Here is a 24,419-nt window from a genome sequence, read left to right as displayed (position 1 = left end):
GCAGCCGCTGAGCCAGGCGGTCGAATGATCACAGGTGCCAGCCGAGCAGGTTCCAGTGCTGGCAGAACCAGAGGAGGGCGAGCAGTCCCGCCAGCACGACCACCTGGTGGCCGCGGGCCAGGACGCCCGCGTGCCGCCAGGCCCTCACGGTGGTGGCGACCCCGGCGACGGTGAGCGCGAGGACCAGCAGCGGCAGCACCAGGAGGACCTGGACGTCGGCCGGCACGCCGTACAGGATGCTCGTGTCGCCGGTCAGGACCAGCGTGAACAGCACCACGAACACCAGCCCGACCGCGGCGGCGAGCCCGGCCAGGACACGCCCGGCGCGCCAGGCACGCGGAACGGGACGCTTCTTGACCAGGCGGACCACAGCGGCCACCGGCAGGCCGAGCACGGCGGTCAGGGCGGTGACGGCGAACAGCAGGACGATGACGACGTTGACCGGCGGGGTGTCCCACCAGGGGACGCGTTGGTAGGCGGGGCCGTCCGTGGCCACGTACGCGACACCGCTTCCGCCGGTCACCAGCGCCAGCCGCCGCGTACCGCCGTCCTGCTGATAAAGCCCGGGCCCCAGCGGGCTCCACGTCGAGCCCCCGAAGACGAGCTTCCCGCCCGCCGCGCGCAGCCGGGTGGAGCTGGTCAGGGCGACCACCTTCTCGATGCTGGACTCGGCGGACCGGGTGAGCTTGTAGAAGCCTTCAACGGGCGTGACGGGAGCACCGCCGTCGGGCTCGGCGCGCTTTCCGGGCAGGAAGCGGTCGAAGAAGGCAGGAATGATCTTGGTGGCGGCGTCGGTCCCGCCCGGACTGTTGGTGGAGATGAACAGGCCGAGGTCGGCGTCGGGCACCAGCAGCAACGCGCTCTCGAAGCGCTCCCAGCCGCCGTCGTGCATGATCACGCGATGCCCGTTGAGCGTCTGCTCCTTGAACCCGTGGGCGTACCCGTCGATGCGCGGATCGGCCGCGAACGTCCGCCGGTGCATGAGTCGGCCCGTGGGCTCGTCGAGGATGCGCTGGTCGCCGAAGCGTCCGTCCCGCAGGTGGGCGATCATGAAGTGGGCCATGTCGTTCGCGGTGGCGCTGATCGACCCGTCGGGGGCGAGGTTGTCGAAGACGAACGGCTTGCGGCGGTACGCCCCGCCCTCGTAGTCGTAGCTGCGCGCCAGATCCGCGGCCAAGGGGGCGGGGACGGGCTCGGCGGCCGTGCTGTGCCGCATCGCGAGCGGGTCGAGGATGTGGTCGCGTATGTACTCGTCGTACGGCTGCCCGCTCACCCGCGACACGATGTATCCGGCCAGCGCCGCCCCATAGTTCGAGTACGCCGACACCTCGCCGGGCGGGCGCACCCGCGCGGGCATGTTGTCGGCGAGATAGTCCCCCAAGGGTGGCACGTCGTCCTTGCTCCGCGCCCCCACGCCGATCGTGCGGTCCTCGAATCCGGCCGTGTGGTCCATCAGGTCCTGCAGTGTGATCGGCCGGGGGTAGGTCGCGGGGATCCGGAACGCGGTGAGGTAGCGGTTCACGTCCGCCTTCAGGTCCAGCCTGCCGCGCTGGACCTGCTGCATCACCGCGGTCCAGGTGAACAGCTTGGTGATCGAGGCGATCCGGACCATTGAGGTGCCGGGGTCGAAGGGCCTGCGGTTCTCGACGTCGGCCAGTCCGTACCCCTTGCTGAAGAGGATCTTCCCGCCGCCCACCACCGAGACGACCGCGCCCGGCACGTGGTTGGCCGCCAGCCCGTCCGCCACCGCGGCGTCGAAGAAGGCTGCCAGAGCACGTTCGTCCGGAATATCGGTAGCTGCCGCGGCGGGACGCGGCACGAGGATCGTCAGTGCCGCGCACACCGCGACGAGCATCGAACGGAAGACATACACGGGACGACTCCTCACCCTGTCGAGGCCATCCACGGTGCGGCCGGCGAGGGGGCGGCCGCATCGCCATCGCGGCCATAGCCGTCTCCGACGAAAGTGGGAGACGGCCCGGCGTCCGGCACCGACGCTGGTATGAGGTGGCGCGCCGCCGCCCTGGCTACGCTGGACCGATGCTGTTGTACCGCGCGGCGTCGCGGCGGTCGGCCGCGCTCGGGCCACACGCGATCAGCGCGGCCTCCGTGGCGCTCTGCCTGTTCCTCACCGTCCTGGCGGTCAAGACGCCGTGGGCGCCGCTGCCGCGACCGGTCATCGCCGCCGCCGGGCTGGCAGGCACGGGTGCGGTGTGGTTCCGGGGCCGGTGGCCGGTCGCGGTGGCCGTCGTCGGGGCGGGCGCGTACGTGCTGTCGGGCAACCCGGGGCCGCTGCTGATCAGCCTGTTCTCCGGCGCGGGCACGCATTTCCTGGCGCTGGCGGCGATCGGCATGGCGGGGTTCCTGGCCCAGCAGTGGGTGGACGGCGGCCGGTTGGGCACGGACGCGCTGATCTCGGCGGTGACCGCCACCGGGGTCACGCTGGCGGCAGGGGCGTACGCCGCCACCCGCCGCGAGCTGACCCGATCACTGCGCGAGCGCGCCGAACGCGCCGAGACCGAGCAGCGGCTGCGCAACGAGCAGGCGAGGTCCGCCGAGCGCGGCCGGATCGCCCGGGAGATGCACGACGTGCTCGCGCACAAGGTCACGCTCATCTCGCTGCACGCCGGCGGCCTGGAGGTGAACGCGAGCGCCGGGCCGGAGCGCGTCGAGCGGGAGGCGGCGCTGATCCGGGTCAGCGCGCAGGAGGCGCTCGAAGAGCTGCGCAAGATCCTCGGCGTGCTGCGCGCCGGGCCCGACGATGACGACGACGGCTTCCCCGACCTGCGGCGGCTGGTCGACTCCTGGGTATCGATCGGCGGCACCGTCACCCTGCACGGCGATATCGGCACGTGGCCGCCGGAGACGGCCAGGGCCGCCCATCGCCTCGTCCAGGAGGGCCTGACCAACGCGCACAAGCACGCCCACGGAGCCCCGATCACGGTCACGGCGACCGGGAGCAGGGAAGACGGTGTCACGATCGCGGTGGTCAACGGACGATCGCTTCAGCCAAGTCTGGAGACCGGCGCCGGGGTCGGTCTGGTGGGCCTGGCGGAGCGTTTCCGGCTGATCGGCGGAAGGGTGCGCGGCGGGCCCGACGATGCGGGAGGCTGGCGTCTTGAGGGCCGGCTGCCGTGGCACGCCGCGGACGCATCGCCGGGGGAATCACATGATCAGGACGCTGCTGGTTGACGACGAGTCGCTGATCCGCGCGGGGCTGCGGTTCATCATCGAGTCCGCACCCGACGTGGAGATCGTGGGCGAGGCCGAGGACGGCAACCAGGCCGTCGAGGCGGTCCGCCGCCTCGGGCCCGACGTCGTCCTGATGGACATCAGGATGCCCCGGTTCGACGGCCTGGCCGCCACCGGGGCCATCCGCCGGCTCGACCGGGCACCCGCGGTGATCATCCTGACCACGTTCGACAGCGACGAGCACGTCTTCGCCGCCCTGGAGGCCGGGGCCTGCGGGTTCCTGCTCAAGGACACCTCACCGCACGACCTGATCCAGGCGATCCGCCTCGCGCACGGCGGCGACTCGATGCTGTCCCCGCGGGTCACCCGGCGGCTGATCCACCGGCTCACCACTGACCAGCCCATTCGGCGCCGCCGTGACGCGCTCGCCCGGCTGGAGGCCCTGACCTCCCGCGAGCGCGAGGTGCTCACCGAGGTCGGGTTCGGCCGCTCCAACACCGAGATCGCGGCCCGCCTGAACATGAGCGAGGCCACGGTCAAGAGCCACATCTCCCATCTGTTCGACAAGCTCGCCGTCACGAACCGCGTACAGGTGGCCATCGCCGCCTACCGCGCCGGCCTGGTCGACTGACTCAGCCCAGCCTCGTCTCGAATAAAGATCTGGAACATCTTTACAGACGTCTTTCGTCTATATACATTTCGGGGGCGAAAGGAGTGAACATGTCGATGAACCTCGATGCCGTCGGACAGACCTGGGAGTCGGGCGAGCACACGTGGACCTCGAAGGACGCCATCCTGTACGCCCTGGGGGTCGGCGCCGGAGCGCAGGATCCGCTGGCCGAGCTGCCCTTCACCACCGAGAACTCACACGGGATCGCCCAGCAGGTGCTGCCCACCTTCGCCGTGATGCTCGGCGGCGGCGGAGGCGGCCCCAAACTGGGCGACTTCGACTTCGCGCAGATCCTGCACGCCGAGCAGTCGATCCGGCTGGCCGGCCCGCTGCCCGTGGACGGCCGGGTGCGCTCGACCTCCCACGTGGCGGGCATCTACGACAAGGGCAGCGGCGCGCTGGCCATCATGGAGTCCACGATCGTCGACGCCGACACGGGCGCGCCGGTCGTGGAGGTCAGAACCGGGATCTTCGTCCGCGGCGAGGGCGGTTTCGGCGGAGAGCGGGGGGAGTCGGCCCTGTGGGAGCGGCCCGACCGCCCGGCCGACCACGTCGTCGTCTACCCGACCCGCATCGATCAGGCGCTTCTGTACCGGCTGAGCGGGGACCGCAACCCCTTGCACTCCGACCCGTGGCTGGCCGCCCGCGCCGGCTTCGAACGCCCCATCCTGCACGGGCTGTGCACGTACGGGTTCACCGGCCGGGCCCTGCTGCACACGCTGTGCGGCTCGGACCCGGCGGCGTTCGGCGGGATGTCGGCCCGCTTCGCCGCTCCGGTGGTGCCCGGACAGGAGCTCGCCGTGCACATCTGGGACGACGGCCGGTTCATCACCAAGGTGGGAGACACCGTGGTGCTCGACCGCGGCGTGTTCACCGGGGCGTCGCGGTGAAGCCGCAGCCCACGCCGGAGACGGCGCCTTACTGGGAAGGCGCCCGCCAAGGCGAGCTGCGGGTGCAGCGCTGCGGCGCCTGCGACCGTCACTACTTCTACCCGCGCCCCTCCTGCCGCTACTGCTTCTCGCAGGAGGTGCATTGGGTGACCGTGTCCGGCCGGGCGCGCCTCGTGTCCTACGTCATCAACCAGCGGCCGATGAAGGGCCTGGAGGGACTGTCGCCGGTGATCGCGCTGGTCGAACTGGACGAAGGACCACGCCTCATGACCAACATCGTGGGCGTCGAGCCCACACCGGAGAACCTGCCGCTGGACCTGCGGCTACAGGTCTGCTTTCAGGATGACGTGCCGGTCTTCCAGCCGGAGGGAGTGACGGCATGAGCATGCACGGAGGCGATGTCGCGATCGTCGGAGCGGCGGAGACCGAGCAGGTCGGCGTACTGCCCGACGTCTCCATGATCGAGCTGCACGCGCGGGCGGCGCGCCGCGCCCTCAAGGACGCCGGCCTGACGCCGGCGGACGTGGACGGCATCGCCACCGCCGGCCCGCTGGCCATGGAGGTCTCCCACCACCTGGGCATCACGCCCCGCTGGCTGGACGGCACCATGGTCGGCGGCTGCAGCTTCATGCTGCACGTCCGGCACGCCGCCGCCGCGATCGCGGCCGGGGCCGCCGACGTGGTGCTCATCACGCACGGCGAGTCGGGCAGATCACGCGTGGGCATGCCGCAGTACGGCATGAACGCGGCCTCCGCCGGGGGCCAGTTCGAGATGCCGTACGGGGCGGTGCTGCCGTACGCCACCTTCACCCTGCCCGCCCTGCGCTTCCTGCACGAGCGCGACATGGGCCGGGAGGACCTGGCCCAGGTGGTGGTGGCCCAGCGGGAGTGGGCGGCCAAGAACCCGCGCGCCATGCGCCGCGACATCGTGACCGTGGACGAGGTGCTGGCCGGGCCGGTGATCGCCTACCCGTTCACCAAGGACATGTGCTGCGTGGTCACCGACGGCGGCGGCGCCCTGGTGCTGACCAGCGCCGAGCGGGCGGCCGATCTGCCCGGGCGCCCGGTGTACCTGCTGGGCTCGGGCGAGTCGGCCGAAGGCGCGCTGGTCTCCCAGATGGAGGATCCAGGCTCCAGCCTGGCCTTCCGGCGCTCCAGCGCGGAGGCGTTCGCCACGGCCGGGGTGAGCCACGGGGACATCGACCACCTGATGTGCTACGACGCCTTCGCCCACGTACCGCTGTACATGCTCGAGGACCTCGGCTTCGTCGGCCGCGGCGAGTCGGGCGCCTTCATCGCCGACGGCCACACCCGGCCGGGCGGCTCGCTGCCCATGAACACCAACGGCGGCGGGCTCAGTTACACCCACACCGGGATGTACGGGATGTTCGCCATCCAGGAGTCCGTCCGCCAGCTCAGGGGCGAGGCGGACGCGCAGGTGCCGGATGTGGAGATCGGGTTCGTGCAGGGCGTGGGGATGTTCTTCGCGGCCTCGGGGAGCCTGGTGCTGTCCAACCGCAGGCCCTGAACCTTTCCTGATCCAGAGCCGCAGGTCCTGAACCCGAACGCCAACCACAGGCCCTGAGCCAGAACGACCCAGCAACGCGACAACAGGAGGACAAAGCCCATATGAGCGGTATCTGTGAAGGCCGGGTGGCGATCGTGACCGGCGCGGGCCGCGGTCTCGGCCGTACACACGCGCTGGAGCTGGCGCGGCAGGGGGCCCACGTGGTGGTCAACGACCTCGGCGGCGCCACGGACGGCACCGGGTCCGACGCCGGCGCGGCGCAGCTGGTGGTGGACGAGATCGTGGCGGCGGGGGGCAAGGCCGTCGCCAACACCGACGACGTCGCCGACTGGCAGGGCGCGAAGCGGCTCATCGACCAGGCGATCGGCGAGTTCGGCGGCCTGGACGTCCTGGTGAACAACGCCGGCATCCTGCGCGACCAGACCATCGCGTCCATGACGGAGGAGAACTGGGACGCGGTGATCCGGGTCCACCTGCGTGGCACCGCAGGGCCGACCCATTTCGCCGCGGGATACTGGCGCGCGCGGGCCAAGGAGAGCGGGCAGCCACTGCGCGCAAGGCTCATCAACACCACTTCGGCCTCGGGCATCTACGGCAACTTCGGCCAATCCAACTATGGTGCGGCCAAGGCCGGCATCGCCGCGTTCACCCTCATCGCGGCCACGGAACTCGGCCGCTACGGTGTGACCGCGAACGCCGTCGCGCCCGCCGCGTTCACCCGGCTCACCGAGGCCGTCATGCCGGTCGATTACGCCGCCGGTCTCGGGCCCGAGCAGGTATCGCCGCTGGTGGCCTGGCTGGCCAGTACGGAGAGCGACGCCGTCACCGGGCGGGTGTTCGACGTCGGCGGCGGGCGGATCGGTGTCGCCGAGGCGTGGCGGCTCGGCCCGGAGGTGACCAAGCAAGACCTTTGGGACGCCGCGGACCTCGGCAGCGTGATCCCGGACCTGGTCGCCAAGGCCGCGCCCAACGTCGACATGAGCGGTCGACCGGCCGCCGGTTGACCTTCCCCACTGAGGTGGCGGCGTACTGCAGCGTCCGCGCCGCTACGAGCTCCGCTCCGACCTGAGGCCATACGAGCGCGTCGATGTACGCTGCCCCCACGAGTAACCTCCCACTCGGCTTGGAGGGCCATGTTCGGCATCGGCGTTATCGAGCTCATCATCGCGTTAGCCGCGATCCTGGCCATCGCGATGTTCGTTTTCGTGGTGATGGTCGCCAACCGCCGCAAGAGATGAGGCAGTAGCACCCTCGAGATGAAGCCGGCATAGCTGTGACGGGCAGTTAGTCGAAGGGGATGCCGTCGAAGGTGCCCGACAGGGACGGGTGGGTGGAGAACGCCGTCCAGGTCAGCGTTATCTCGTGGGTGCGCTCGCCGGTCTCGGCACGGAGCGTGGCGGTGGCGCGGCCGTCGGAGGTGAGCTTGATCGGTCCGCTGACCCGCAGGTCGCGCACGAACCGTACCTCGTCGAGTGTGATGTCCTGACCGAAGGTGACCTGGCCGCCGCGCAGCCCTGGTTCGTTCTGCAGCCTTGCATAGACGTAGCCGTTGGGGTTACGGCGGGCGGTGGCGTCCGTGGCGGTGGCGAAGGTGGCCGCGAGCACCCGCCGCTGGGCGATGCTGAGCTCGCGGGCCGGAGTCGGCGGCACCTCTTCGACGGTCTGGGGGAAGGCGCCGAGGGCGCGATAGTTCTCGCCGGTGCAGTGCTGGTCGGTCACCTTCTTGGTGGTCAAGAAGGTACGCAGCATGCCACGCACGCAATCACCCATCGGCGATGTGCCAGAGGTCAGCGCATGCGGCCCGAATGGGACCCGCACGATGGTCGCGTTCGGGAAGGCCCGCAGCGATTGGGTTACTTCGGCGGGGCTGTTCATGTCAATCTCCCCGGCCATCACCAGGACGGGTACGGCGGGCAGTGCCTGTCCAGCTGGGCGCGGCGGGCTGTGGCGCGGAGTCGGCCAGTTGACGCACGGCTCGACGCTACCGATCCCAGAGGGAAGAATGTCGGTGATCTGATACGGCCCCAGCGGGCGTACCCGCTCGTAATAGCGCTCGGCCTGAACCTGGCGCTCGGCCGCCGAGGCAAGCCGGTCGAAGGGGAACGTACCGTCGCCGCAGCGAAAGCCCAAATATCCGGCAACGTCCGGATCATTGGCCGGTGGAAGCGTCGCGGGAATCAGTCGGGCCAGGCGGTGCAGCGGAGCTGGGTCGCCGCGCAGATAGGCGTCCGCGGCCGCGGTGGCCTCCCGGCCGAACACCGGCTCCCACACGTTGCTGAGCGCTACGGTCTGGAATACCGACACCTTCGGATCGGGCCGCTCCCGCAGCCGATCCACCAACCGAGTCCAATTGTCGGAAGCGCTGCCCGGCAGCGCGTCGCACGCCGTCGACCGTGCGCAGACGAGATCAAGTTGGCGGAGCCTGGACCAGTAGTTCTTCCAGCTCGCGTATCCGTCGCGGTCCACGACCACGGAGCTGTCCAGGAAGATCGCGTCCAGGCTACCTGGATACCGAGCGGCGTACGCCTGGGCGTACAGGGTGCCGTAGGAATTGCCGTAGAAACTCACCTTGCCCAGACCAAGCGCCCGCCGAATCGCGTCAAGATCGTGCGAGGCCTGGTCGGCGGTGAAGTACGCGCCCCGCGGACCCACGCTCTTGGCACAGGCGGCGATGGTCTCGGGCTTCTCGAGGCCGGCTCCTGGGCAGAGCAGCGGCGAGGACTTCCCCATCCCGCGCGGATCCATGACCAGGAGGTTCTTGCGTTCGAGCACAGGTCCGAGTACCCGCTGCATCTCGGGAACGGTCAGCAGAGTCTGCCCTGGCCCCCGAGGTTGGCGACCACGGTCCCGTCGGCGTCCTTGGCCGGCATCCAGGCGAAGGCTACGGAAATGCGCTCGGAGGAGGGATTTTCCCAATCGAGAGGGACATCGAGGCTGCCGTCGCAGCGGGTGGTCGCATTCGCGCAGTCATGCGGGCCGGTCGAAGCGGCTGGGGTGCCAGGCAACAGGGCCGCAGCCAGCGCGAATCCCAAGGCTTTTGCGATCATGCCGATAGCTTCGTCTACCGTGCACCGGATTTCCTCGGCCTGCCGGAGGATTCCCCCTGGGAGCCAGCTCCCAGGGCTGTGAGCGACTAAGGGATGATCTCGGTGCCCTGCTCCAGGTAAGGACGCCTTATCGCCTGGTCGACGGGGTTGCCTGGAAGCCCTTTGGCACAACGATGAGATTTGCTGGAGTGTTCGGGAACTGCCAGAGTGACGAAATGTCGCGACTCGTTCCTGAACTGATCTGCTCCGACATCCAGGCCAGTCTGGCCTTCTATCGCCTGCTGGGCTTCGAGATTCGCTACGAGCGCCCCCAGGAGCGATTCGCTTACCTTGAACGTGACGGGGCGGCGGACTTGATGTTGGAGCAGCCGTGGAGTCAGGACCGTCTCTACCCACGCGCGGAGCTGGACCACCCGTACGGGCGTGGGATCAACCTGACGGTTGAGGTGGACGACGTGGAGCGGATTCACACCACGCTGCTTGCCGCCGGTTACGACATGTGGTTGCCGTTGGAAGAGCGCTGGTACGAAAGGAGCGTCGATGCCGTGGGCGTGCGCCAGTTCGCGGTGCAGGACCCGGACGGCTATCTACTGCGCGTCTCTCAGCAGCTTGGGACCCGCCCTCGATAGCCGCCCACGTGGTGCCGCGGTTGTAGATCGCCTCAGCTGTCGCCGACCGGCCCGTTGTAGACGAGCTTCGTAGACTCCGCGGGCACGATGATGTCGGCCACTTCGACCACCAGCTCGCCCGCGAAGTAGCTGCGTTCGACGACCATCACGATGCTGCCGGCGCTGATGCCGAGCGTCCGCGCCTCCTCCCGTGCGGCCGGCCGCGCCCACACTTCCTCGTCCCAGGTGTCGACCTGGATGCCGATCGCCGCCATCCGGTGGGTCACGGCGAGTCCCGCGTGCTGGCCGCCTTCCGGCACCGCGATCGGCGTACCCTTCGTGAGGCTCAACGGCTCCCAGCTGCCGTGACGATCCGCTCCTGCATGAGCCCGGCGAACGGCGACCCGGCCTGCCGCTCCCGGAACCAGCTGTGCACAAGGGAGCGGCGCTGGGCGGCGAGCTCACGGTTCACGGACAGGTGTGGTTTTTGGGCACCTGCCCGAACGCGACAACGCCGTTGAACGAGTTGTTCTGGGCGCAGAAGTTTACGCTCGGGTCACCGTTCGGCATCGGCCTGCACTGGACTCCCACAGGAGTATTCGGCGGGGCGACGATCCCAAGGAGCCCCAACAAAGTGCTGATTGCGGGGTCGCTGCTGTTTTGGACAGCGTTGCACGCCATTGGGATGGTTTGGGCGGCTTGGGCGAGGCCCGTGCCGGTAAGGGGAAGGGTGAGCGCGAGAGTTGCGATGGCCACGATGCCGCTGAGGCGGCCGAGAGGCATCTTCACCTTGACTCCTTAGAGGAAGTGGTGGACGGGTTCCATACAGAAGTGGGACTCCAGCAGCGTGTGCTCTGCCGCCTTTCAGTTGACGTGCCGGCAGGCGATCTGTCAGAGATCCGGTCGAAGCGGAACGACATCCGGCTTCGACATACCGAGCTCCCATGGTTCTGTTGGCGGTGACCGTGCAAACAGCGCGGCCTGAATTCGCGGTCGCGAACACGACCCCTTTCCCACTGGCGAGCCGGTCGATTTGCCGGTCATGGGCGAGCGGCGGCGGTTAAGCGTGGCTTTCAGCGGACGTGGGCAGCGCTCCGGCGCCGCCTTCCCCGACTGAACGATCGTGGCGTGACCGCGATCATTTTCTCCGCGCGACGAGCTCGGGACGGGTCACCGCGCATACGGGTTTAGGGAGCTTTTTATGAATCCTGCCCGTCCCGAGCGACGATCCAGATTGATGGATCGCGAGACGGAGGAGGGGCCCGTAGTGTTCTACGGGCAATGGCTTCTCTGGGGTCCCCGCGGAAAGTTCGAGTCTGTGAGGAGAGTTTTGTCGGGCAGGGCAACGCGGCGAAGCGCGGTAAGGGCCCTTACGCAGGTCGCGCACCAGCCCAAGCGCTGCGTCGGCCCCTCAGTTCATCGTGGTATCGACCACATCACCACTCGCGGGCGCCGATCAACGCTTCCATATCCGCGTCCGCGAAACCGTATGCCGACGCCACGAACCAAAAGTCCTCGGCGATCACTTCGCGCGCGACGGTCTCAATCTGACTGTCGGCCGCCTCGAACTCAGCCTCCAGCGCGTTGAACTCCTCCGTTGCGACCTCCGTGAGCAGATACAACGCCGCCAGATCCGAAGGCCGCTCGGCCTCGATCCGCTCGCACAGCCTCAGCAGGATCGCTTTCCCCTTGTCGACAACGTGATCGGGAAAATACCTGTCGTCGTACATGCCTCTGAGAAATGCGTGGTTGACCACTCGCTCGTTTGTGGGCGGCACCGGGATCCCCTGTTCTCCCCATCGGTCGGGTTCTTCGGCGGCTCCGGCTTCGCGTGCAGCGGATCTGATCGCCATCGGAGGCAGACTAGCGGCGCGCGGGATCAAACGTGCTCGTATCGGCCCACGTTCAAGGACGGTCGCCCCGGCTGACGAGTGCGTCGAAGAGAGGCCAGCCGTCCACCTCCGTCTCGCCAGGGCTTGCGGGCAGGGCGTCGCGCGTCGCTGTCTCGTCGAGGAGCCGCCGCACGACCCCCGGCTCGTGGAGGTTGAGCAGATCTCCGCGACCATTGGTGATCGAGCCCGCGTACCAGTGCCCCTCGGCGACATAGCGGCCGGGACCCGCGCGGAAGACGATGCGCAGGGTCACGTCGGCGCCCTCGCGGTGAAGAGAGAGGATCTCGCGGCATTCGGCATGTTTGTGATGTACCGACCACAGCCAGGTCGCATCACCGACGACGAGGCTACGGAGCCGACCGTTGGTCCCCATCCCTGCACTCTATGAGGCGAGATGCGCAGCAGGCTCAGTGGCCGGAGCTTCCCGGGGCCTGACCCTTTCGGGGAGAAGTGTGTAGCGGGTCGGCCGATACGCCCGACCTGCATCACTTTATGCAATTGACTGGATGCTTACAGTGATTGACGCTGGTTGTGGCCTCGCACAACGCAATGGCCGCCAGTACGTCAAGGAGCACATCGCATGGACTCGCCAGAATTCTTCACCCAGGTCTACACGGCCAGCCAAGCATGCATACCCGAAGGCGACCTGTGTAGCGGCATCGCTGGGCCGGTCGGCCGATGCTGCCCGGGGCTGGTCTGCTGCTCGCTTGCCCCCGACCTCTCCGTGTGCAGGCGCCGCTGTCGATGAAGATCGGCTGGGGGCCGCAGACGGTCCTGGCCGGGCTGGCGTCCGGTGGGGCGGTGCTGGTGCGCACCGATACCGCGATCGGCGCGTATCTCAACGCCCCGGCGGCTTGCTGGCTGCGGTGGATCGTCGCGATCGGGCTGGATGGATCGCCCGGGCAGGCGGCCCTGAGCTGCTTGCGGGTGTGGGCGAGCGCGGGCCTCATCACGCTGGACGACCAGGCCGCGATTCTGGTCGGTGATCCCGAGATCGAGGAGTACGAGGAGCGCGGGCGGGCACTGCGGCGTGACCTGCTTCAGCGGGCCGCCCTGTTCCCGCGAGTCGGCACGCCGATCCTGGCGGTCGGGGTGGGCCGTGACTGCGCCTACTGCGACCAGCTCCTGACCGACCTGGCCGCCAACGCGCCCTTGCGGGACGGCGGTGTGGTGGTGTCCGGCGACGATCGGATTCGGCTGTTCGGAGCCTTTTCCGGCACCGGACTCGATCGGCTGGCCGACCTGCCCGACCCGGCCAGCCTGCCCGAGACGGGCGAGTCGACCGACTTGCCCGACCTGCCCGACCTGGCCGATCTGCCCGAGCTGGCCGATCTGGCCGAGATGGCCCGAGCGGCCGCGCCCCTGGGCACCCCCAGCGGCGTGCTGCTCCACCCAGGCGCGCCCCCGCGGATCCTGGAGGGCTACCACCAGGTGAGTGCCATGATCGTGTCGACGCTCGGGGACGAACCCGACCGAGTGGTGATGGAAACCCCCAGTTCCTGCTCGGTGAACGTCACCTCCGGCGAGGGCACCTCGGTGCGGCCGGTCCGCGCCGGCGACCGCGTCGTGGGGATCGCCACCCGGGGTGCGGTCACCGGCGAACTCGACGGCTGGCTGTCGGCGCACACCGCCGACGCCGCGTACGCGCCGGCCACCCTCACCGTCGAACGGCCCAGAAACCTGTACCTGGTGTATCGGGGCGGCGCGATGATCGCCCGGCACAGAACGCCGGCCGACACCATCGCCTGCCTGCAGACCATGCTGGCCGGCTACGCGGACCACGCCGGCGCCGCCGAGGACGAGGCCGACGTCGACTGCGGGGTGCTGTGGCATCCCGCCCACGGGGCCGTGCTCATCCCCAATCACTGGCTGTCGCCGATGGCCAGGAAGTCCTCCCGGCTGCGCCGCAGTGGCTGGCAGCTGTGCCCGCAACCGTACGTCCGGCTCGGCATGCGCGACGGTCAGGCGTGGGCGCGGGTGCGTCCGCTCGGCGAAGATCCCCGGATGGCACCGGTCGCCTTCCTGGCCGTGGATCCACCGGCCCCGGCCATCGACGAGCGGCCCGCCCGCACCCCCAGCACCGAAGAACGCGCGGCGCAACTGGTGTGCTGGGCGGTCCGGCCGCTCACCCCGCCGCACCTGCGCGCCCTGGCCGCCACCGCCCACCACATCCCCATCCGTACACTGGGCCCTGACCCGATCCTCGCCCAGCTCCCCGACCTGGTACTCGCGCGAGGAGCCGACCCGCTCAAGCGGACGAGGGCCGATTAAACCGTCCCTGACCTGTGTGGTTGCCGCCCAAGGTAAATTTCCGACCAGGTTCATACGGATAACCGGGCCGTGACCAGCTGTGATAAGGCTGCCGTCAACCCTCTCATACAGTTCTGATCACCGGCTTAACCTGCACTTACGCGCTCCTTGGCACTCTTGAGTCATCGGTAATTGAGGAGATGACGATGAACGCGAACGAGCCTCGCGAGCAGGGCGCCGGCGGCTGGAGCCAGTTCGGCGACCAGCCGCCCTCCGCCGGGGGCTTTCCCCGGCGAGAGACCGTGATCATGAACCAGCCTCCGCCGCCCAAGCCGCCCAGGCAGGGCTTCTCCGTCGGGCGGAAGACGATCGCCGGGCTCGCCCTGGCGGCCATGGCCGTTGGGGGTGGCGCAGCGGGGGCCGTCGCCGCCACGGCGTTCCAGCCCACCACAGTCGTCTCCGCGCCGAGCCCGGTCTTCAAGCAGGCCTCCAACCAGCTCACCGTGGCCCAGGTCGCGCAGAAGGTGCAGCCTTCGGTCGTGATGATCCAGGGGCAGACCGGCGAGGGGTCGGGCGTGGTGCTGTCCGACGACGGGCTCATCCTCACCAACAACCACGTGGTCGTCGGCGCCGGACAGGGCGGGCAGATGACCGTCAAGTTCAACGACGGCAAGACGGCCAAGGCGTCGGTCGTGGGCACCGACCCGTCCACCGACCTCGCGGTCATCAGGGCCGACGGCGTCTCGGGCCTGACCAAGGCCTCGCTCGGCGACAGCGACCAGCTTCAGGTCGGCGACGCCGTACTGGCCATCGGCAGCCCGCTCGGTCTCGACGGGTCCGTCACGGCGGGCATTGTCAGCGCGCTCAACCGCACGGTCACCGTCGGCGGAGAGCAGGACCAGCAGCAGCAGCTTCCGCCCGGCTGGGGCCAGCAGCGGCAGCAGCAGCCGGGCCAGGAGAGCGGGGCGACGACGCTCGGCGACGCCATCCAGACCGACGCGGCCATCAACCCGGGCAACTCCGGCGGCGCGCTGGTCAACGCGGCCGGTCAGGTGATCGGCATCAACAGCGCCATCGCCACCAACGGCGGCAGCAGCGGCAACATCGGTGTCGGCTTCGCCATCCCGGTCAACACCGCCAAGCAGGTCTCCGACCAGCTCATCAGCGGTGGCAAGGTGACTCACGCGTTCTTGGGCGTGAGTGTCACCGACGCCACCGGCGACGTGCCTGGCGCGCTGATCCGCCAGGTCACCTCCGGAAGCCCCGCCGACAAGGCCGGACTGAAGGAGGGCGACCTCATCACCAAGATCGGCAACACGCCGGTGGAGGGCGGAGATACAGTTGTTGGCCAGGTCAGAGGTTTCAAAGTAGGCCAACAGGTTCAGATCACTTATATGAGGGACGGAAAGTCGAGTAACGTCTCCGTCACCCTCGAAGAGAAGAAATAACCGGACCCCCTCACGGACGGGTGTGCCGTCGAGATCGCTGCGGACTCGGCGGCACACCCCCCGTTCGAGGAGGGACCAGAGGAGGGGTCAGGAGAAGCGGCGGCCCTCGTCGCGCCGGTAGGCCCAGCCCGCGGCCAGCGCCGCGATCACGGTCCACACGCCGAGCATGATCACCGCGACCATGTTCGGCGAGGTTCCCGTCGTCACGGCCCAGATCAGCTCCCCGGCGCCACGGCTCGGCACGAACGGCGACACCTTCTGCACGAAGTCCGGCATGATCTGCGGCGGCAGGAACAGCCCGCCCAGGATCGCGATCGGGAAGAACACGACCTGCGACACGCCGATGGCCGCCTTCGAGGCCAGCACGAAGCCCAGGAACAGCCCGATCAGCATGAACGGCACCGCCCCGCCGAGCAGGGCGAGCAGCCCGATCAGCAGCTTGGGCACCGTGATGGTCGCCTTGGTGAGCAGGGCCGCGATCACCACTACCGGGATCGTCGACACCAGCATCGAGGCCATCGTCGTGAGGATCCGCCCGGCGAAGCGGGGGAACGGTCCAGCGGGCAGCGTACGTACGTAGGGGTTCCACGGTAGCTCGCGGTCCTGCGCGACCGTGATGCTGAGCCCCATGAGCGCGGCCGACATGGCGCCGATCAGCATCATCGACCCCGTCGCCCGCGTCGCGGCCACCGGATCGTCCCCCGTGAACGGCACCACGAACGCCAGCATCGACGCGGCCGGGAAGAACGAGCTGGCGACCAGGCCGATCGGCACCCGGATCTGCTCCAGCATCAGATAGCGGGTGTGGGCCAGGATCAGGCTAGACATGCTCGGTCTCCTTAGCGGTGATGGCGAGGAAGGCTTCCTCGAGCGAGGTCGGCCTGATCTCCAGACCGGAGAACGGCGTGCCGCTCCGTACCAGCTCGACGACCAGCCGGTCGGGGTCGGTGGTCACCAGGTTGATCCGGCCGTCCGTACGCTCGCTGGCGAGCACGCCGGGCAGTTCGGGCAGGTTCTCGGCGACCAGCGAGACGCGCCGCACCCCCACCATGTCGCGTACGGCCCGCACGGTGTCGTCGGCCAGCACCCGGCCGTGGCCGACGACCACGACCCGCTGGGCCAGGGCCTCGATCTCCTCCAGGTAGTGGCTGGTGAGCAGGACCGTGCCGCCGCTCTCATGGAAGTCCTTGACGCCGTCCCAGAGCGCGCGCCTGGCTTCCACGTCGAGGCCGGTGGTCGGCTCGTCGAGGAAGACCATCCGCGGGTTGCCGACGAAGGCCAGCGCCACGCCCAGCCGCCGCTTCTGGCCGCCGGACAGGCCGCCGATCTGCCGCTTGACCAGGTCGTCGAGGCCGAACCGGGCGAGTAACTCCCTTTTATCGGCCTTTTTCGGGTAATGGGCGGAGACGAAGTCGACGATCTCGCCGACCCTCAGTGATTCCGGCAGGCCCGTCTCCTGCGGCGTGACCCCGATGCCTCGGCGTACCACCGGATCCTGCGGGGAGCCACCGAGCAGCTCGACCGTGCCGGACGTCTGTTTGCGCAGGCCCACGAACAGGTTGATCAGCGTCGACTTGCCCGCGCCGTTCGGGCCGAGCAGGCCGACCAGCTCTCCCGCCCTGATGTCGAGCGAGACGCGGTCGAGCGCCAGCACGTCGCCGTAGCGCCGGGTGACCTCCACCGTTCTGGCGAGGATGGTCATGAAGTGCCTCCTGCGGAGTCGAGTAGAGCGCGGATCGCCTTGGTGTAGTCGTCGAAGGCGACCCGGCCGCGCTTGGTGAGCGAGACATAGGTGACCGGGGTACGGCCTTTGTGCGTCTTCGTGATCTGGACGTAGCCGACTTCCTCGAGCTTGGTCAGGTGGACCGAGAGGTTGCCGGCCGTCATGCCGAGCAGATCCTTGAGCGCCGGGAAGGCGATCTCGTCGCCCCCGCCCATCGCGTTGAGCGTCGCGACGACACGTAGCCTGGCCTGCGCGTGGATCACCGGATCGAGCTCCGGAACGTCACCGGCCGTCACCGGCACTGCCTCCGCCGCCACCACAGGCCCACGACGATCTGCCCGAAGCCGAGCAGCACCGCCGTCAGCAGCGCGTGCCAGCCGGGGCCGAGCAGCACGCCCAAGCCGTTGACGGCGGTCACGCCGACGCCGACGAAGAACATCGGCCAGTACAGGAAGATCGCGCCGCCGGCCATGTACATGACGCCCACCACCAGCATGGAGACGCCCGACCAGACCAGGCCGGCCTCCGCCTCCGGCAGCATCGGGCTGACCCGGATGGCGATGATTGACATCACCATCATCCCGGCGAACCACGTGTAGCCGTACATCGTGCCCCTGGCCGAGCTCTCGCCCCGGACGCCCGAGTTCATCCTGGTGATCTCGTACGCGGCCAGGGAGCCCGCGATCACCATGGAGATCATCAGGACGGCCAGCGCCTGTGTCTGGGAGATCGGCGCGTACGGCTTGCCGTCGAGCCCGTAGTGCAGGAAGAAGCAGGTGAAGCCGACCAACCACGCGACGCCCCAGGGGATGTACAGGAACAGGGGATCGCCCCTGAACCTTCGCACCGTGGCGGCCCGCTGCTCCTCGATGAGGCGCAGAGTCTCCTCCGGGCTGGGAGCTTGCTCACCGTCGTCTACCATGACAACTCCTCTTAGCCTCAAACTGGTTTGTACTTTAAACCAGCTTGCGCCGCCAACACAACCCGCGAGGCGAGGAGAGGGGTTAGAGGGTGGGAAACCCTCTGGTCCGCCAGGTGTCGCCGCTCGCGGTCACCGCGAACGCCTCCAGGTTGGAGGTCTCCTCCACCCAGTCGCGGGCGGTGTCGCCCATCGCGAACGCCGCCGTCGCGAAGGCGTCGACGGCGGTCAGGCGGGGGCCGACAAGAGTGATGGACAGCAGCGCGTCGGCGGCGCGCCCGGTGTGGGGGTCGAGGATGTGCGGGCCCCGCTCGGCGTTGCCCGAGGTGGCGATGGCCAGGTCGTGGCCGGTGACCACGGTGCAGAGGGCGCCGGGGCGGGCGGGGTGCGCGATGCCGATCCGCCACGGTGAGGGGTCGGGGCCGAGCTGGATGTCGCCGCCGCCGTTGACGCAGTGGCGGGGCGCCCCCGCCTCGGACAGGATCCGGGACGCCTCCTCGATCGCCCACCCTTTCACCAGGCCGGACGGGTCAAGGCGGCCACCGGGGTACATGGTGAAATATCCGTTTGTGTCGTGTTCTGTCTGGGCGCACAGCGAGAGCACTTGGGCCACCTCGGGCGGGCAAGCGGACAGCTCGATCTCGCCCCGGCCGAGGCGGCTGATCGCGCTGTCCGGCCGGTAGGTGGAGAAGACCGCGTCCACGTGGTGCAGCCAGGCGACCGCCCGCGCCACCGCCTCGTCGGCGGTGCCGTTGGAGTCGGCGTCGCGTACGTCGAAGGAGAAGACGGTCCCCATCGCGTGCTCGACGTGGCGGGTCACAGCCCGGCCCGGTCGATGGCGCTCTGCAGGGAGCGGGTGTAGCCGTCGCTGGTGTACGTGGCGCCCGAGACGGAGTCGATCTGGGCGCTCTGGGCGGTCAGGGCCTCCTCCTGGAGTACGGGCAGCGCCCTGTCGTTGATCTCGACGTCGCGCCGGTTCTCGTTCGGCGCCTGGAGTACCTGGACGTCGGAGATCTTGCCGTCGCTGACGCTGATCCGCACCTGCACGGGTCCCCAGCGCGTGTCGGCCACGTCGCCGTCGACCGTCCGGGCACCTGTGGATCCCTCAGCCGAAGTGGGAGCGGACGTCTGGGCGAGGGCGGCGGGTGGCTGAGTGGCCCCGGTGACGTCGTGCGGCTTGAACGACAGCAGCAGCACCAGGCCGATGACGGTGGTGACCACCGCGAGCAGCGCTCTCTTCATGGAGGGAACCCCTAGAACTCGAAAGACTCGTGATGGATCCGGTGGGCGGGCACGGCCGCCGACCGCAGCGCCTGGATCGCCGACCGCGTCATCTCGGGCGGCCCGCACACGTAAGCGTCGTGCTCGCGCAGGTCGGGGAGCAGGCGGTCGAGCCCGGCGAACAGCTCTGGGGACCTCGGGCCGACCGAGCAGTAGAGCCTGGCGTCCCCGCGTGCTCTGGCGATCTCCTCCAGTTCGTCCCTGAACAGCAGTTCCTCCGGCGTACGAGCGCGGTAGAGCAGGGTCACCTGCCCGGGCAGTGTCTCGAACAGGGTGCGCAGCGGGGTGATGCCGACGCCGCCGGCGATCAGCACCGACTTGCGAGCGCGGCCGAGACGCGCGGTGAACCCGCCGTACGGCCCCTCGGCGATGACCCGGGTGCCCGGCCGCAGCCGGGCGAGCGCCGCGCTGTGGTCGCCCAGCGCCTTGACCGTGATGCGCAGCCCGCCACGGTCCGGCGCGGCGGACAGCGAGTAGGGGTTGGCCGACCACCACAGGTCGCGGGTCAGGAAGCGCCACCGGAAGAACTGGCCCGGCTCGGCGCCGAGCCGCGCCAGGCTCCGGCCGGTGAGATGGATCGAGACGACCCCCGGCGCGTCGGCGCTGACGTGGGCCACCCGCAGCCGGTGGCGCGCCCACACCCGGACCGGGCCGAGGAAGCGGTACCAGACCAGCAGCGCGGCCACCCCGAGGTAGAGGGCGTACCAGGCGAACTGGGCCACTTGATCGCCGGTGAACTGGGCGCCGGTCGCCAGTTGGTGCCCGAACGCCAGCCAGGCCGCCAGGTAGGTGTAGAAGTGCAGGTAGTACCAGGTCTCGTAGCGCAGCCTGCGGCGGGCGGCGCGGGCCGACACCAGGGCCACCCCGAGCAGCAGGAGGAAGGCCACGGTCGCCTTCAGTACGTCGGGGAAGGCCAGCGCCATCGTGACCGCCTCGTCCACCACCCCGGCCTGGTCGGCGACCGCGTACCCCCAGATGATCGTCAGGACGTGCGCGGTGACCAGCCCGATGACGTACCGGCCGCCCATGGCGTGCCAGCGGGCCAGCCGGTCGCTGCCCACGCCGCGCTCCAGAGCCGGGACGCGGGCCATCAGCCCGAGCAGCACGGCCATGCCGTACCCGGACAGCAGGCCCGTGACGCGGCCGGCCTCGGTGAGCCAGCCATCCAGGCCTGTTACGGACGGCGTGCCGCGCCACCACAGGACGACGACCGCGACCGCGCCGGCCACCACGGCCGCCAGCACGGGCTCTGGTCGCAGGCGGCGGCGCGGCGGCGCTGTCAAAGCGGCCCGAGCCGGTGCTTGAAGAGTGGTCATGGGAGTAGACCGTGCCTGGCGAACCTCTGTTTTCCCTATGAACGGGCTCTTCAGCGGATTCTCAGAAGAACCTCGTATTTTGTGACGAATAGGAGGGAACATGAACAGCCTGCTGCGCCCGGACGGCACACCGATCCGCGTGCTCGTCGTGGACGACGAGCCGGACCTCCTCGAGGTGCTGGAGAAGACGCTGTGCCAGGAAGGCTGGCAGGTACGCACCGCGGCGAGCGGGGCCGCCGCGATCCGCGCGGCCGAGGAGTTCGCGCCGGACGCCGCGATCCTGGACGTCATGCTGCCCGACCTGAACGGGCTGGAGCTCATGAACCGGCTCCGGGCGCTGCGGCCCGAGCTGTGCGTACTGTTCCTGACCGCGCGCGACGCGGTCGAGGACCGGGTCGCGGGCATCACGGCGGGCGGCGACGACTACGTGACCAAGCCGTTCAGCCTGGACGAGGTGCTCGCGCGGCTGCGCGGGCTGCTGCGCCGGGCGGGTATGGCGCGGCCCGGCAACGAGGACCGGCTCGTCGTGGCCGACCTGTCCATGGACGAGGAGGCCAGAGAGGTGAGCAGGGCCGGTACGCCGGTCGAGCTGACGCCCACCGAGTTCGAGCTGCTGCGGCTGCTCATGTGCAACCCGCGCCGGGTGCTCAGCAAGGCGCAGATCCTCGACCACGTCTGGTCCTACGACTTCGGCGGCCAGGCTCACGTCGTGGAGCTGTACATCAGCTACCTGCGCAAGAAGATCGACGCGGGCCGCCGGCCGCTGATCCACACCGTGCGCGGCGTCGGGTACGTGCTCAAGCCGTGAACCTCGTCCCTCGCACGCTCAGGGCCCGGTTGATCGCCGGATTGCTCGTACTCCTCGCGCTGTCGTGCGCGGCCGTCGGCGTCGCCACGTCGGTGGCGATGGAGCGGTTCCTGCTCGCCCGCGTCGACCAGCAGATCGCCGCCGACGGCCCGCGGTTCGCCGCGAGCCTGGAACACGGCGAGGACACGCGGGGACAGGCGCGGGGTACGTTCGGCGCGCGGCTGGTCAACGGGCGCGTCACCCATGCGGCGGTGGTGTCGGAGCGGGACGGCACCCACCCCGGCCTCAGCCCTGACGACGAGGCGACTCTGGCGGCGTTGCCGGTCGGGGGGCCGCCGCAGACCGTGGACCTGTCCAGGTTGGACGACTACCGGCTCGTCGCCGCCGCGGGCCGGGACGGCGACGTCATGATCACCGGGCTGTCCCTGCACGGGGTCGAGGAGACGCTGAACCACCTGTGGCTGTTCGAGCTGGTGATGTTCGCCGGCGCGCTGACCGTCACGGGTGTCGCGGGCGCCCTGTGGGTACGGCTGGCGCTGCGCCCCCTGCAACGCATCGCCACGACGGCCCGCAAGGTCGCCGAGCTGCCCCTGGCCAGCGGCGAGGTGACTCTGGCCGAACGCGTACCCGACACCGACCCGCGCACCGAGACGGGACAGGTCGGCGCCGCGTTCAACCGCATGCTGGGCCACGTGGAGGCGGCTCTGGGCCGTCGGCACGCCGTCGAGCAGCGGCTGCGCGCCTTCGCCGCCGACGCCAGCCACGAGCTGCGCACGCCGCTGGCCGCGATCCGCGGGCACGCCGAGCTCGCCCTGCGCGGCGACGAGCCGATGGCGGACGGCGTACGGCACGCGCTCGGCAGGATCGACGCCGAGTCGGGGCGGATGAGCGAGCTGGTCGACGAGCTGCTCCTGCTGGCCCGGCTCGACGCGGGACGGCCGCTGGCCCGGGAGGAGGTCGACCTGTCCCGCCTGGCCATCGAGGCCACGGGCGACGCGCGGGCCGCCGGGCCCGGCCACCGCTGGCGGCTGGAGCTGCCGGAGGACCCCGTCACGGTGACCGGCGACGCGCTCCGGCTGCACCAGGTGATCGCGAGCCTGCTGAGCAACGCCCGCGTCCACACCCCTGACGGCACCACGGTCGTCGTGGCCGTACGGAGGCTGCCGGCCGCGGTGGAGGTCACCGTCGTGGACGACGGTCCCGGCGTGCCGGCCGGGCTGGAGGAAGAGATCTTCGAGCGGTTCTCCCGCGCCGACCAGGGCCGGTCACGCGCCACCGGAGGTGCGGGGCTCGGGCTGGCGATCGTCCGCGCCGTGGTGGCCGCGCACGGCGGCTCGGTGGACGTACGGAGCCGTCCGGGCCGGACCGAGTTCCGGCTGCTCCTGCCTTCGGAGGGCTGATCGTGAAGGCGCCCGGCGGGCTACCAGTGGGGCTTCTCGCCGGGCGTCTTCGTACGCGTGGTCAACGGGCCTCGATCGGGCCGCCGAGTGTGGCCACGTCCTCGGCGGCGTCGCCGAGGAGCTTGTCGGCCAGGTCCATCAGCGCCCGCCCCGCTGCCAGCTCGTCGCCGATCTCCGGCACCGCACGGTCCTCGGGGTTGCGCCTGGCCACGCCGACGCTCTCATGCCACCCGCTCTCCTCGGCGGACAGGACCGCACGGGCCAGCGTGCGCTCATCGGTGTCGTCCTCGCTGATGTAGATCTGCACGGTCCACTGCTTGCTCCGCATGATGCCTCCCTGTACGTCCTCGGTACGTACTGGGCATCTGCCCCCAGAGGATGCGGTGTCACGGACTTCCGGACACCGGCCTGCGCCATATGCCAGCATGTCCGCATGCTGGCGAGTCTCGACACGATCGACTGGGCCGACCTGACGCACGCCTACGGCCGCGCGAAGGACGTACCGGACCAGATCCGGGCCCTGTGCTCTCCCGATCCCGGCATCCGGGACAAGGCGCTGCACAGCCTGTACGGGAACATCTTCCACCAGGGCACCCGCTTCGAGGCGAGCGCCCACGCGGTGCCGTTCCTGCTGGAACTGGTCGCCGACCCCGAGACGCCGGACCGCCCGGCCGTGCTGCACCTGCTGACGCAGCTGGCCATCGGCTACGGGGAACAGCTCCTGCCGTCCGGCTATCCCCTCGACGACCATCGCGCCGTGGCGGCGGGCGGGGACCTGCTGCTGGCCGCCGGCAAGCAGTTCACGGACGTTGAGGATGAAGACGACGAGGATGAGGACGAAGAGGACGAAGAGGACGAAGACGAGGACGACGACTGGGGCGAGGATGTCGCCCTGTTCCAGTACCTCCAGACGCTTGAGTCGGCCGAGGAGGAGCGGCTGTTCGCGTACTTCGCGCTGATGGCGTATGACGCGGTCGGTGCCGGGCTGCCGATGTTCCGCGACCTGCTCGCCGACGCGGACGCCCCGGTGCGCGCCGCCGCGGCCTACGCCCTGGCCTGGTACCCCGAGGAGCGGGCCGCCAGCCTGCCGCCGCTGCTCAGGGCGGCGGCCGATGAGCACCCGGCGGTGGCCGCCACCGCCCTGGTCGCGATCGGCCTGCTCGGCGTGACGCCACCGCAGGAGACGGCCCCTGACCTGGCATCCGAGACGGCGACCGTGCTGGACGCCGCCCTCGATGATCCCCGCGACGTGGTGCGCTGGGGCGCGGCCATCGCGCAGGCCCGGCTGCGGGGCCCGGAGGCGGACGCCCGGGTCGCGGAGGAACTGCGAGGCTGGCTCGGCCACGACGACGCCGCGCACGAGGAGATCGCGTTCAACCACGGCGACCTCCGGGGCTATGCCGAGCTGGCGCTGCGCGAGCTCGGCGACGAGCCGCCGGCCTGACCC

At 69.8% G+C, this 24,419-nt stretch carries 28 protein-coding genes; 12 read left to right on the top strand and 16 right to left on the bottom strand.

Annotation, left to right across the window (positions count from 1 at the left end):
• Positions 1-28: 28 nt before the first annotated feature.
• Complete coding sequence (locus tag AB0B64_RS51345; protein WP_358197343.1) at positions 29-1,873, bottom strand: serine hydrolase domain-containing protein; 1,845 nt, start codon at positions 1,871-1,873, stop codon at positions 29-31.
• A 167-nt stretch (positions 1,874-2,040) separates the two neighbouring features.
• Here AB0B64_RS51345 and AB0B64_RS51340 point away from each other — a divergent pair, with 167 nt between their 5' ends.
• The 6 genes from AB0B64_RS51340 (at position 2,041) to AB0B64_RS51315 (ending at position 7,284) form a co-directional block, all read left to right on the top strand.
• Complete coding sequence (locus tag AB0B64_RS51340; protein ID WP_358197336.1) at positions 2,041-3,192, top strand: histidine kinase; 1,152 nt, start codon at positions 2,041-2,043, stop codon at positions 3,190-3,192.
• Complete coding sequence (locus AB0B64_RS51335) at positions 3,170-3,823, top strand: response regulator transcription factor (RefSeq protein WP_358197328.1); 654 nt, start codon at positions 3,170-3,172, stop codon at positions 3,821-3,823. Before AB0B64_RS51340 ends, AB0B64_RS51335 begins: the two co-directional genes overlap by 23 nt.
• Before the next feature lie 89 nt (positions 3,824-3,912).
• Positions 3,913-4,752 carry a MaoC/PaaZ C-terminal domain-containing protein gene (locus AB0B64_RS51330; RefSeq protein ID WP_358197322.1) on the top strand — a complete coding sequence of 280 codons (840 nt, stop codon included), beginning with the start codon at positions 3,913-3,915 and terminating at the stop codon, positions 4,750-4,752.
• Complete coding sequence (locus AB0B64_RS51325) at positions 4,749-5,135, top strand: OB-fold domain-containing protein (RefSeq protein ID WP_357946302.1); 387 nt, start codon at positions 4,749-4,751, stop codon at positions 5,133-5,135. The genes AB0B64_RS51330 and AB0B64_RS51325 overlap by 4 nt, the downstream gene beginning before the upstream one ends.
• Positions 5,132-6,280 carry a thiolase gene (locus AB0B64_RS51320; RefSeq protein ID WP_358197313.1) on the top strand — a complete coding sequence of 383 codons (1,149 nt, stop codon included), beginning with the start codon at positions 5,132-5,134 and terminating at the stop codon, positions 6,278-6,280. Before AB0B64_RS51325 ends, AB0B64_RS51320 begins: the two co-directional genes overlap by 4 nt.
• Before the next feature lie 101 nt (positions 6,281-6,381).
• Positions 6,382-7,284 (top strand): SDR family oxidoreductase, encoded by a 903-nt coding sequence (locus AB0B64_RS51315; RefSeq protein WP_358197309.1) that lies wholly within the window; start codon positions 6,382-6,384, stop codon positions 7,282-7,284.
• 280 nt (positions 7,285-7,564) lie between these two features.
• Here AB0B64_RS51315 and AB0B64_RS51310 read toward each other — a convergent pair whose 3' ends face one another.
• Both AB0B64_RS51310 and AB0B64_RS51305 read right to left on the bottom strand, forming a co-directional pair.
• Entirely contained in the window at positions 7,565-9,073 is a 1,509-nt protein-coding gene (locus AB0B64_RS51310; protein ID WP_358197304.1) for an alpha/beta fold hydrolase, read from the bottom strand.
• Positions 9,074-9,084: 11 nt separating this feature from the next.
• Positions 9,085-9,327, bottom strand: coding sequence for a hypothetical protein (locus tag AB0B64_RS51305; RefSeq protein WP_358197300.1), 243 nt, complete (start codon positions 9,325-9,327; stop codon positions 9,085-9,087).
• 215 nt (positions 9,328-9,542) lie between these two features.
• On the opposite strand from AB0B64_RS51305, the gene AB0B64_RS51300 reads away from it, so the two are divergent.
• A complete protein-coding gene (locus tag AB0B64_RS51300) occupies positions 9,543-9,956 on the top strand; it encodes a VOC family protein (protein ID WP_358197296.1) in 414 nt (137 codons plus the stop codon).
• A gap of 32 nt (positions 9,957-9,988) precedes the next feature.
• Here AB0B64_RS51300 and AB0B64_RS51295 read toward each other — a convergent pair whose 3' ends face one another.
• The 5 genes from AB0B64_RS51295 to AB0B64_RS51275 all read right to left on the bottom strand — a co-directional run bounded on the left by AB0B64_RS51295 (position 9,989) and on the right by AB0B64_RS51275 (position 12,200).
• Entirely contained in the window at positions 9,989-10,285 is a 297-nt protein-coding gene (locus AB0B64_RS51295) for a UTRA domain-containing protein (protein WP_358197292.1), read from the bottom strand.
• Positions 10,282-10,407: a hypothetical protein gene (locus tag AB0B64_RS51290; RefSeq protein WP_358197287.1), complete on the bottom strand. Its 126-nt coding sequence runs from the start codon at positions 10,405-10,407 to the stop codon at positions 10,282-10,284. The genes AB0B64_RS51295 and AB0B64_RS51290 overlap by 4 nt, the downstream gene beginning before the upstream one ends.
• On the bottom strand, positions 10,404-10,724 hold the full coding sequence (locus AB0B64_RS51285) for a hydrophobin family protein (protein WP_358197284.1): 321 nt from the start codon (positions 10,722-10,724) through the stop codon (positions 10,404-10,406). Before AB0B64_RS51285 ends, AB0B64_RS51290 begins: the two co-directional genes overlap by 4 nt.
• A gap of 647 nt (positions 10,725-11,371) precedes the next feature.
• On the bottom strand, positions 11,372-11,788 hold the full coding sequence (locus AB0B64_RS51280) for a DUF5713 family protein (protein WP_358197280.1): 417 nt from the start codon (positions 11,786-11,788) through the stop codon (positions 11,372-11,374).
• Positions 11,789-11,840: 52 nt separating this feature from the next.
• A complete protein-coding gene (locus AB0B64_RS51275) occupies positions 11,841-12,200 on the bottom strand; it encodes a hypothetical protein (protein ID WP_358197276.1) in 360 nt (119 codons plus the stop codon).
• 371 nt (positions 12,201-12,571) lie between these two features.
• On the opposite strand from AB0B64_RS51275, the gene AB0B64_RS51270 reads away from it, so the two are divergent.
• Both AB0B64_RS51270 and AB0B64_RS51265 read left to right on the top strand, forming a co-directional pair.
• Entirely contained in the window at positions 12,572-14,098 is a 1,527-nt protein-coding gene (locus AB0B64_RS51270; protein WP_358197272.1) for a hypothetical protein, read from the top strand.
• A gap of 185 nt (positions 14,099-14,283) precedes the next feature.
• Positions 14,284-15,525, top strand: a complete 1,242-nt coding sequence (locus AB0B64_RS51265; RefSeq protein WP_358197268.1) for a trypsin-like peptidase domain-containing protein — start codon at positions 14,284-14,286, stop codon at positions 15,523-15,525.
• Positions 15,526-15,612: 87 nt separating this feature from the next.
• Here AB0B64_RS51265 and AB0B64_RS51260 read toward each other — a convergent pair whose 3' ends face one another.
• From AB0B64_RS51260 to AB0B64_RS51230, 7 genes are all read right to left on the bottom strand, one after another.
• A complete protein-coding gene (locus AB0B64_RS51260; RefSeq protein WP_357962343.1) occupies positions 15,613-16,353 on the bottom strand; it encodes an ABC transporter permease in 741 nt (246 codons plus the stop codon).
• Complete coding sequence (locus tag AB0B64_RS51255) at positions 16,346-17,227, bottom strand: ABC transporter ATP-binding protein (RefSeq protein WP_358197260.1); 882 nt, start codon at positions 17,225-17,227, stop codon at positions 16,346-16,348. The genes AB0B64_RS51260 and AB0B64_RS51255 overlap by 8 nt, the downstream gene beginning before the upstream one ends.
• Positions 17,224-17,544 carry a transcriptional regulator gene (locus AB0B64_RS51250; protein WP_357962348.1) on the bottom strand — a complete coding sequence of 107 codons (321 nt, stop codon included), beginning with the start codon at positions 17,542-17,544 and terminating at the stop codon, positions 17,224-17,226. Before AB0B64_RS51250 ends, AB0B64_RS51255 begins: the two co-directional genes overlap by 4 nt.
• Complete coding sequence (locus AB0B64_RS51245; RefSeq protein WP_357962351.1) at positions 17,541-18,170, bottom strand: hypothetical protein; 630 nt, start codon at positions 18,168-18,170, stop codon at positions 17,541-17,543. Before AB0B64_RS51245 ends, AB0B64_RS51250 begins: the two co-directional genes overlap by 4 nt.
• Before the next feature lie 82 nt (positions 18,171-18,252).
• Positions 18,253-18,987 carry an FAD:protein FMN transferase gene (locus AB0B64_RS51240; protein WP_357962354.1) on the bottom strand — a complete coding sequence of 245 codons (735 nt, stop codon included), beginning with the start codon at positions 18,985-18,987 and terminating at the stop codon, positions 18,253-18,255.
• Positions 18,984-19,409 carry an FMN-binding protein gene (locus AB0B64_RS51235; protein ID WP_357962357.1) on the bottom strand — a complete coding sequence of 142 codons (426 nt, stop codon included), beginning with the start codon at positions 19,407-19,409 and terminating at the stop codon, positions 18,984-18,986. The genes AB0B64_RS51240 and AB0B64_RS51235 overlap by 4 nt, the downstream gene beginning before the upstream one ends.
• An 11-nt stretch (positions 19,410-19,420) precedes the next feature.
• A complete protein-coding gene (locus AB0B64_RS51230) occupies positions 19,421-20,764 on the bottom strand; it encodes a ferredoxin reductase family protein (protein WP_358197245.1) in 1,344 nt (447 codons plus the stop codon).
• 100 nt (positions 20,765-20,864) lie between these two features.
• Between AB0B64_RS51230 and AB0B64_RS51225 the strand changes: the two genes are divergently transcribed.
• Together AB0B64_RS51225 and AB0B64_RS51220 are read left to right on the top strand one after the other, a co-directional pair.
• Positions 20,865-21,572, top strand: a complete 708-nt coding sequence (locus tag AB0B64_RS51225; RefSeq protein ID WP_358197242.1) for a response regulator transcription factor — start codon at positions 20,865-20,867, stop codon at positions 21,570-21,572.
• Positions 21,569-22,972, top strand: a complete 1,404-nt coding sequence (locus AB0B64_RS51220) for a HAMP domain-containing sensor histidine kinase (protein ID WP_358197237.1) — start codon at positions 21,569-21,571, stop codon at positions 22,970-22,972. Before AB0B64_RS51225 ends, AB0B64_RS51220 begins: the two co-directional genes overlap by 4 nt.
• Positions 22,973-23,033: 61 nt before the next feature.
• On the opposite strand, the gene AB0B64_RS51215 is transcribed toward AB0B64_RS51220, so the two are convergent.
• Entirely contained in the window at positions 23,034-23,300 is a 267-nt protein-coding gene (locus AB0B64_RS51215; RefSeq protein ID WP_357962369.1) for a DUF1876 domain-containing protein, read from the bottom strand.
• Positions 23,301-23,405: 105 nt separating this feature from the next.
• On the opposite strand from AB0B64_RS51215, the gene AB0B64_RS51210 reads away from it, so the two are divergent.
• Positions 23,406-24,416: a HEAT repeat domain-containing protein gene (locus AB0B64_RS51210; RefSeq protein ID WP_358197230.1), complete on the top strand. Its 1,011-nt coding sequence runs from the start codon at positions 23,406-23,408 to the stop codon at positions 24,414-24,416.
• Positions 24,417-24,419: the final 3 nt, after the last annotated feature.

The organism is Nonomuraea sp. NPDC049129 (assembly GCF_040648495.1).
Taxonomy (GTDB): Bacteria; Actinomycetota; Actinomycetes; order Streptosporangiales; family Streptosporangiaceae; genus Nonomuraea.
Note: the sequence above shows the minus strand (reverse complement) of the source record. Positions and strands in the feature narration are given on the sequence as shown.

What these genes read in the sequence shown, in the direction of transcription:
- AB0B64_RS51265 (WP_358197268.1), top strand. Translation starts at nt 14,284, where the DNA reads ATGAACGCGAACGAGCCTCGCGAGCAGGGCGCCGGCGGCTGGAGCCAG.
- AB0B64_RS51230 (WP_358197245.1), bottom strand. Translation starts at nt 20,764, where the DNA reads ATGACCACTCTTCAAGCACCGGCTCGGGCCGCTTTGACAGCGCCGCCG.
- AB0B64_RS51340 (WP_358197336.1), top strand. Translation starts at nt 2,041, where the DNA reads ATGCTGTTGTACCGCGCGGCGTCGCGGCGGTCGGCCGCGCTCGGGCCA.
- AB0B64_RS51245 (WP_357962351.1), bottom strand. Translation starts at nt 18,170, where the DNA reads ATGGTAGACGACGGTGAGCAAGCTCCCAGCCCGGAGGAGACTCTGCGC.
- AB0B64_RS51330 (WP_358197322.1), top strand. Translation starts at nt 3,913, where the DNA reads ATGTCGATGAACCTCGATGCCGTCGGACAGACCTGGGAGTCGGGCGAG.
- AB0B64_RS51210 (WP_358197230.1), top strand. Translation starts at nt 23,406, where the DNA reads ATGCTGGCGAGTCTCGACACGATCGACTGGGCCGACCTGACGCACGCC.
- AB0B64_RS51255 (WP_358197260.1), bottom strand. Translation starts at nt 17,227, where the DNA reads ATGACCATCCTCGCCAGAACGGTGGAGGTCACCCGGCGCTACGGCGAC.
- AB0B64_RS51335 (WP_358197328.1), top strand. Translation starts at nt 3,170, where the DNA reads ATGATCAGGACGCTGCTGGTTGACGACGAGTCGCTGATCCGCGCGGGG.
- AB0B64_RS51260 (WP_357962343.1), bottom strand. Translation starts at nt 16,353, where the DNA reads ATGTCTAGCCTGATCCTGGCCCACACCCGCTATCTGATGCTGGAGCAG.
- AB0B64_RS51215 (WP_357962369.1), bottom strand. Translation starts at nt 23,300, where the DNA reads ATGCGGAGCAAGCAGTGGACCGTGCAGATCTACATCAGCGAGGACGAC.
- AB0B64_RS51235 (WP_357962357.1), bottom strand. Translation starts at nt 19,409, where the DNA reads ATGAAGAGAGCGCTGCTCGCGGTGGTCACCACCGTCATCGGCCTGGTG.
- AB0B64_RS51315 (WP_358197309.1), top strand. Translation starts at nt 6,382, where the DNA reads ATGAGCGGTATCTGTGAAGGCCGGGTGGCGATCGTGACCGGCGCGGGC.
- AB0B64_RS51225 (WP_358197242.1), top strand. Translation starts at nt 20,865, where the DNA reads ATGAACAGCCTGCTGCGCCCGGACGGCACACCGATCCGCGTGCTCGTC.
- AB0B64_RS51320 (WP_358197313.1), top strand. Translation starts at nt 5,132, where the DNA reads ATGAGCATGCACGGAGGCGATGTCGCGATCGTCGGAGCGGCGGAGACC.
- AB0B64_RS51280 (WP_358197280.1), bottom strand. Translation starts at nt 11,788, where the DNA reads ATGGCGATCAGATCCGCTGCACGCGAAGCCGGAGCCGCCGAAGAACCC.
- AB0B64_RS51310 (WP_358197304.1), bottom strand. Translation starts at nt 9,073, where the DNA reads ATGCAGCGGGTACTCGGACCTGTGCTCGAACGCAAGAACCTCCTGGTC.
- AB0B64_RS51270 (WP_358197272.1), top strand. Translation starts at nt 12,572, where the DNA reads ATGAAGATCGGCTGGGGGCCGCAGACGGTCCTGGCCGGGCTGGCGTCC.
- AB0B64_RS51305 (WP_358197300.1), bottom strand. Translation starts at nt 9,327, where the DNA reads ATGATCGCAAAAGCCTTGGGATTCGCGCTGGCTGCGGCCCTGTTGCCT.
- AB0B64_RS51275 (WP_358197276.1), bottom strand. Translation starts at nt 12,200, where the DNA reads ATGGGGACCAACGGTCGGCTCCGTAGCCTCGTCGTCGGTGATGCGACC.
- AB0B64_RS51300 (WP_358197296.1), top strand. Translation starts at nt 9,543, where the DNA reads ATGTCGCGACTCGTTCCTGAACTGATCTGCTCCGACATCCAGGCCAGT.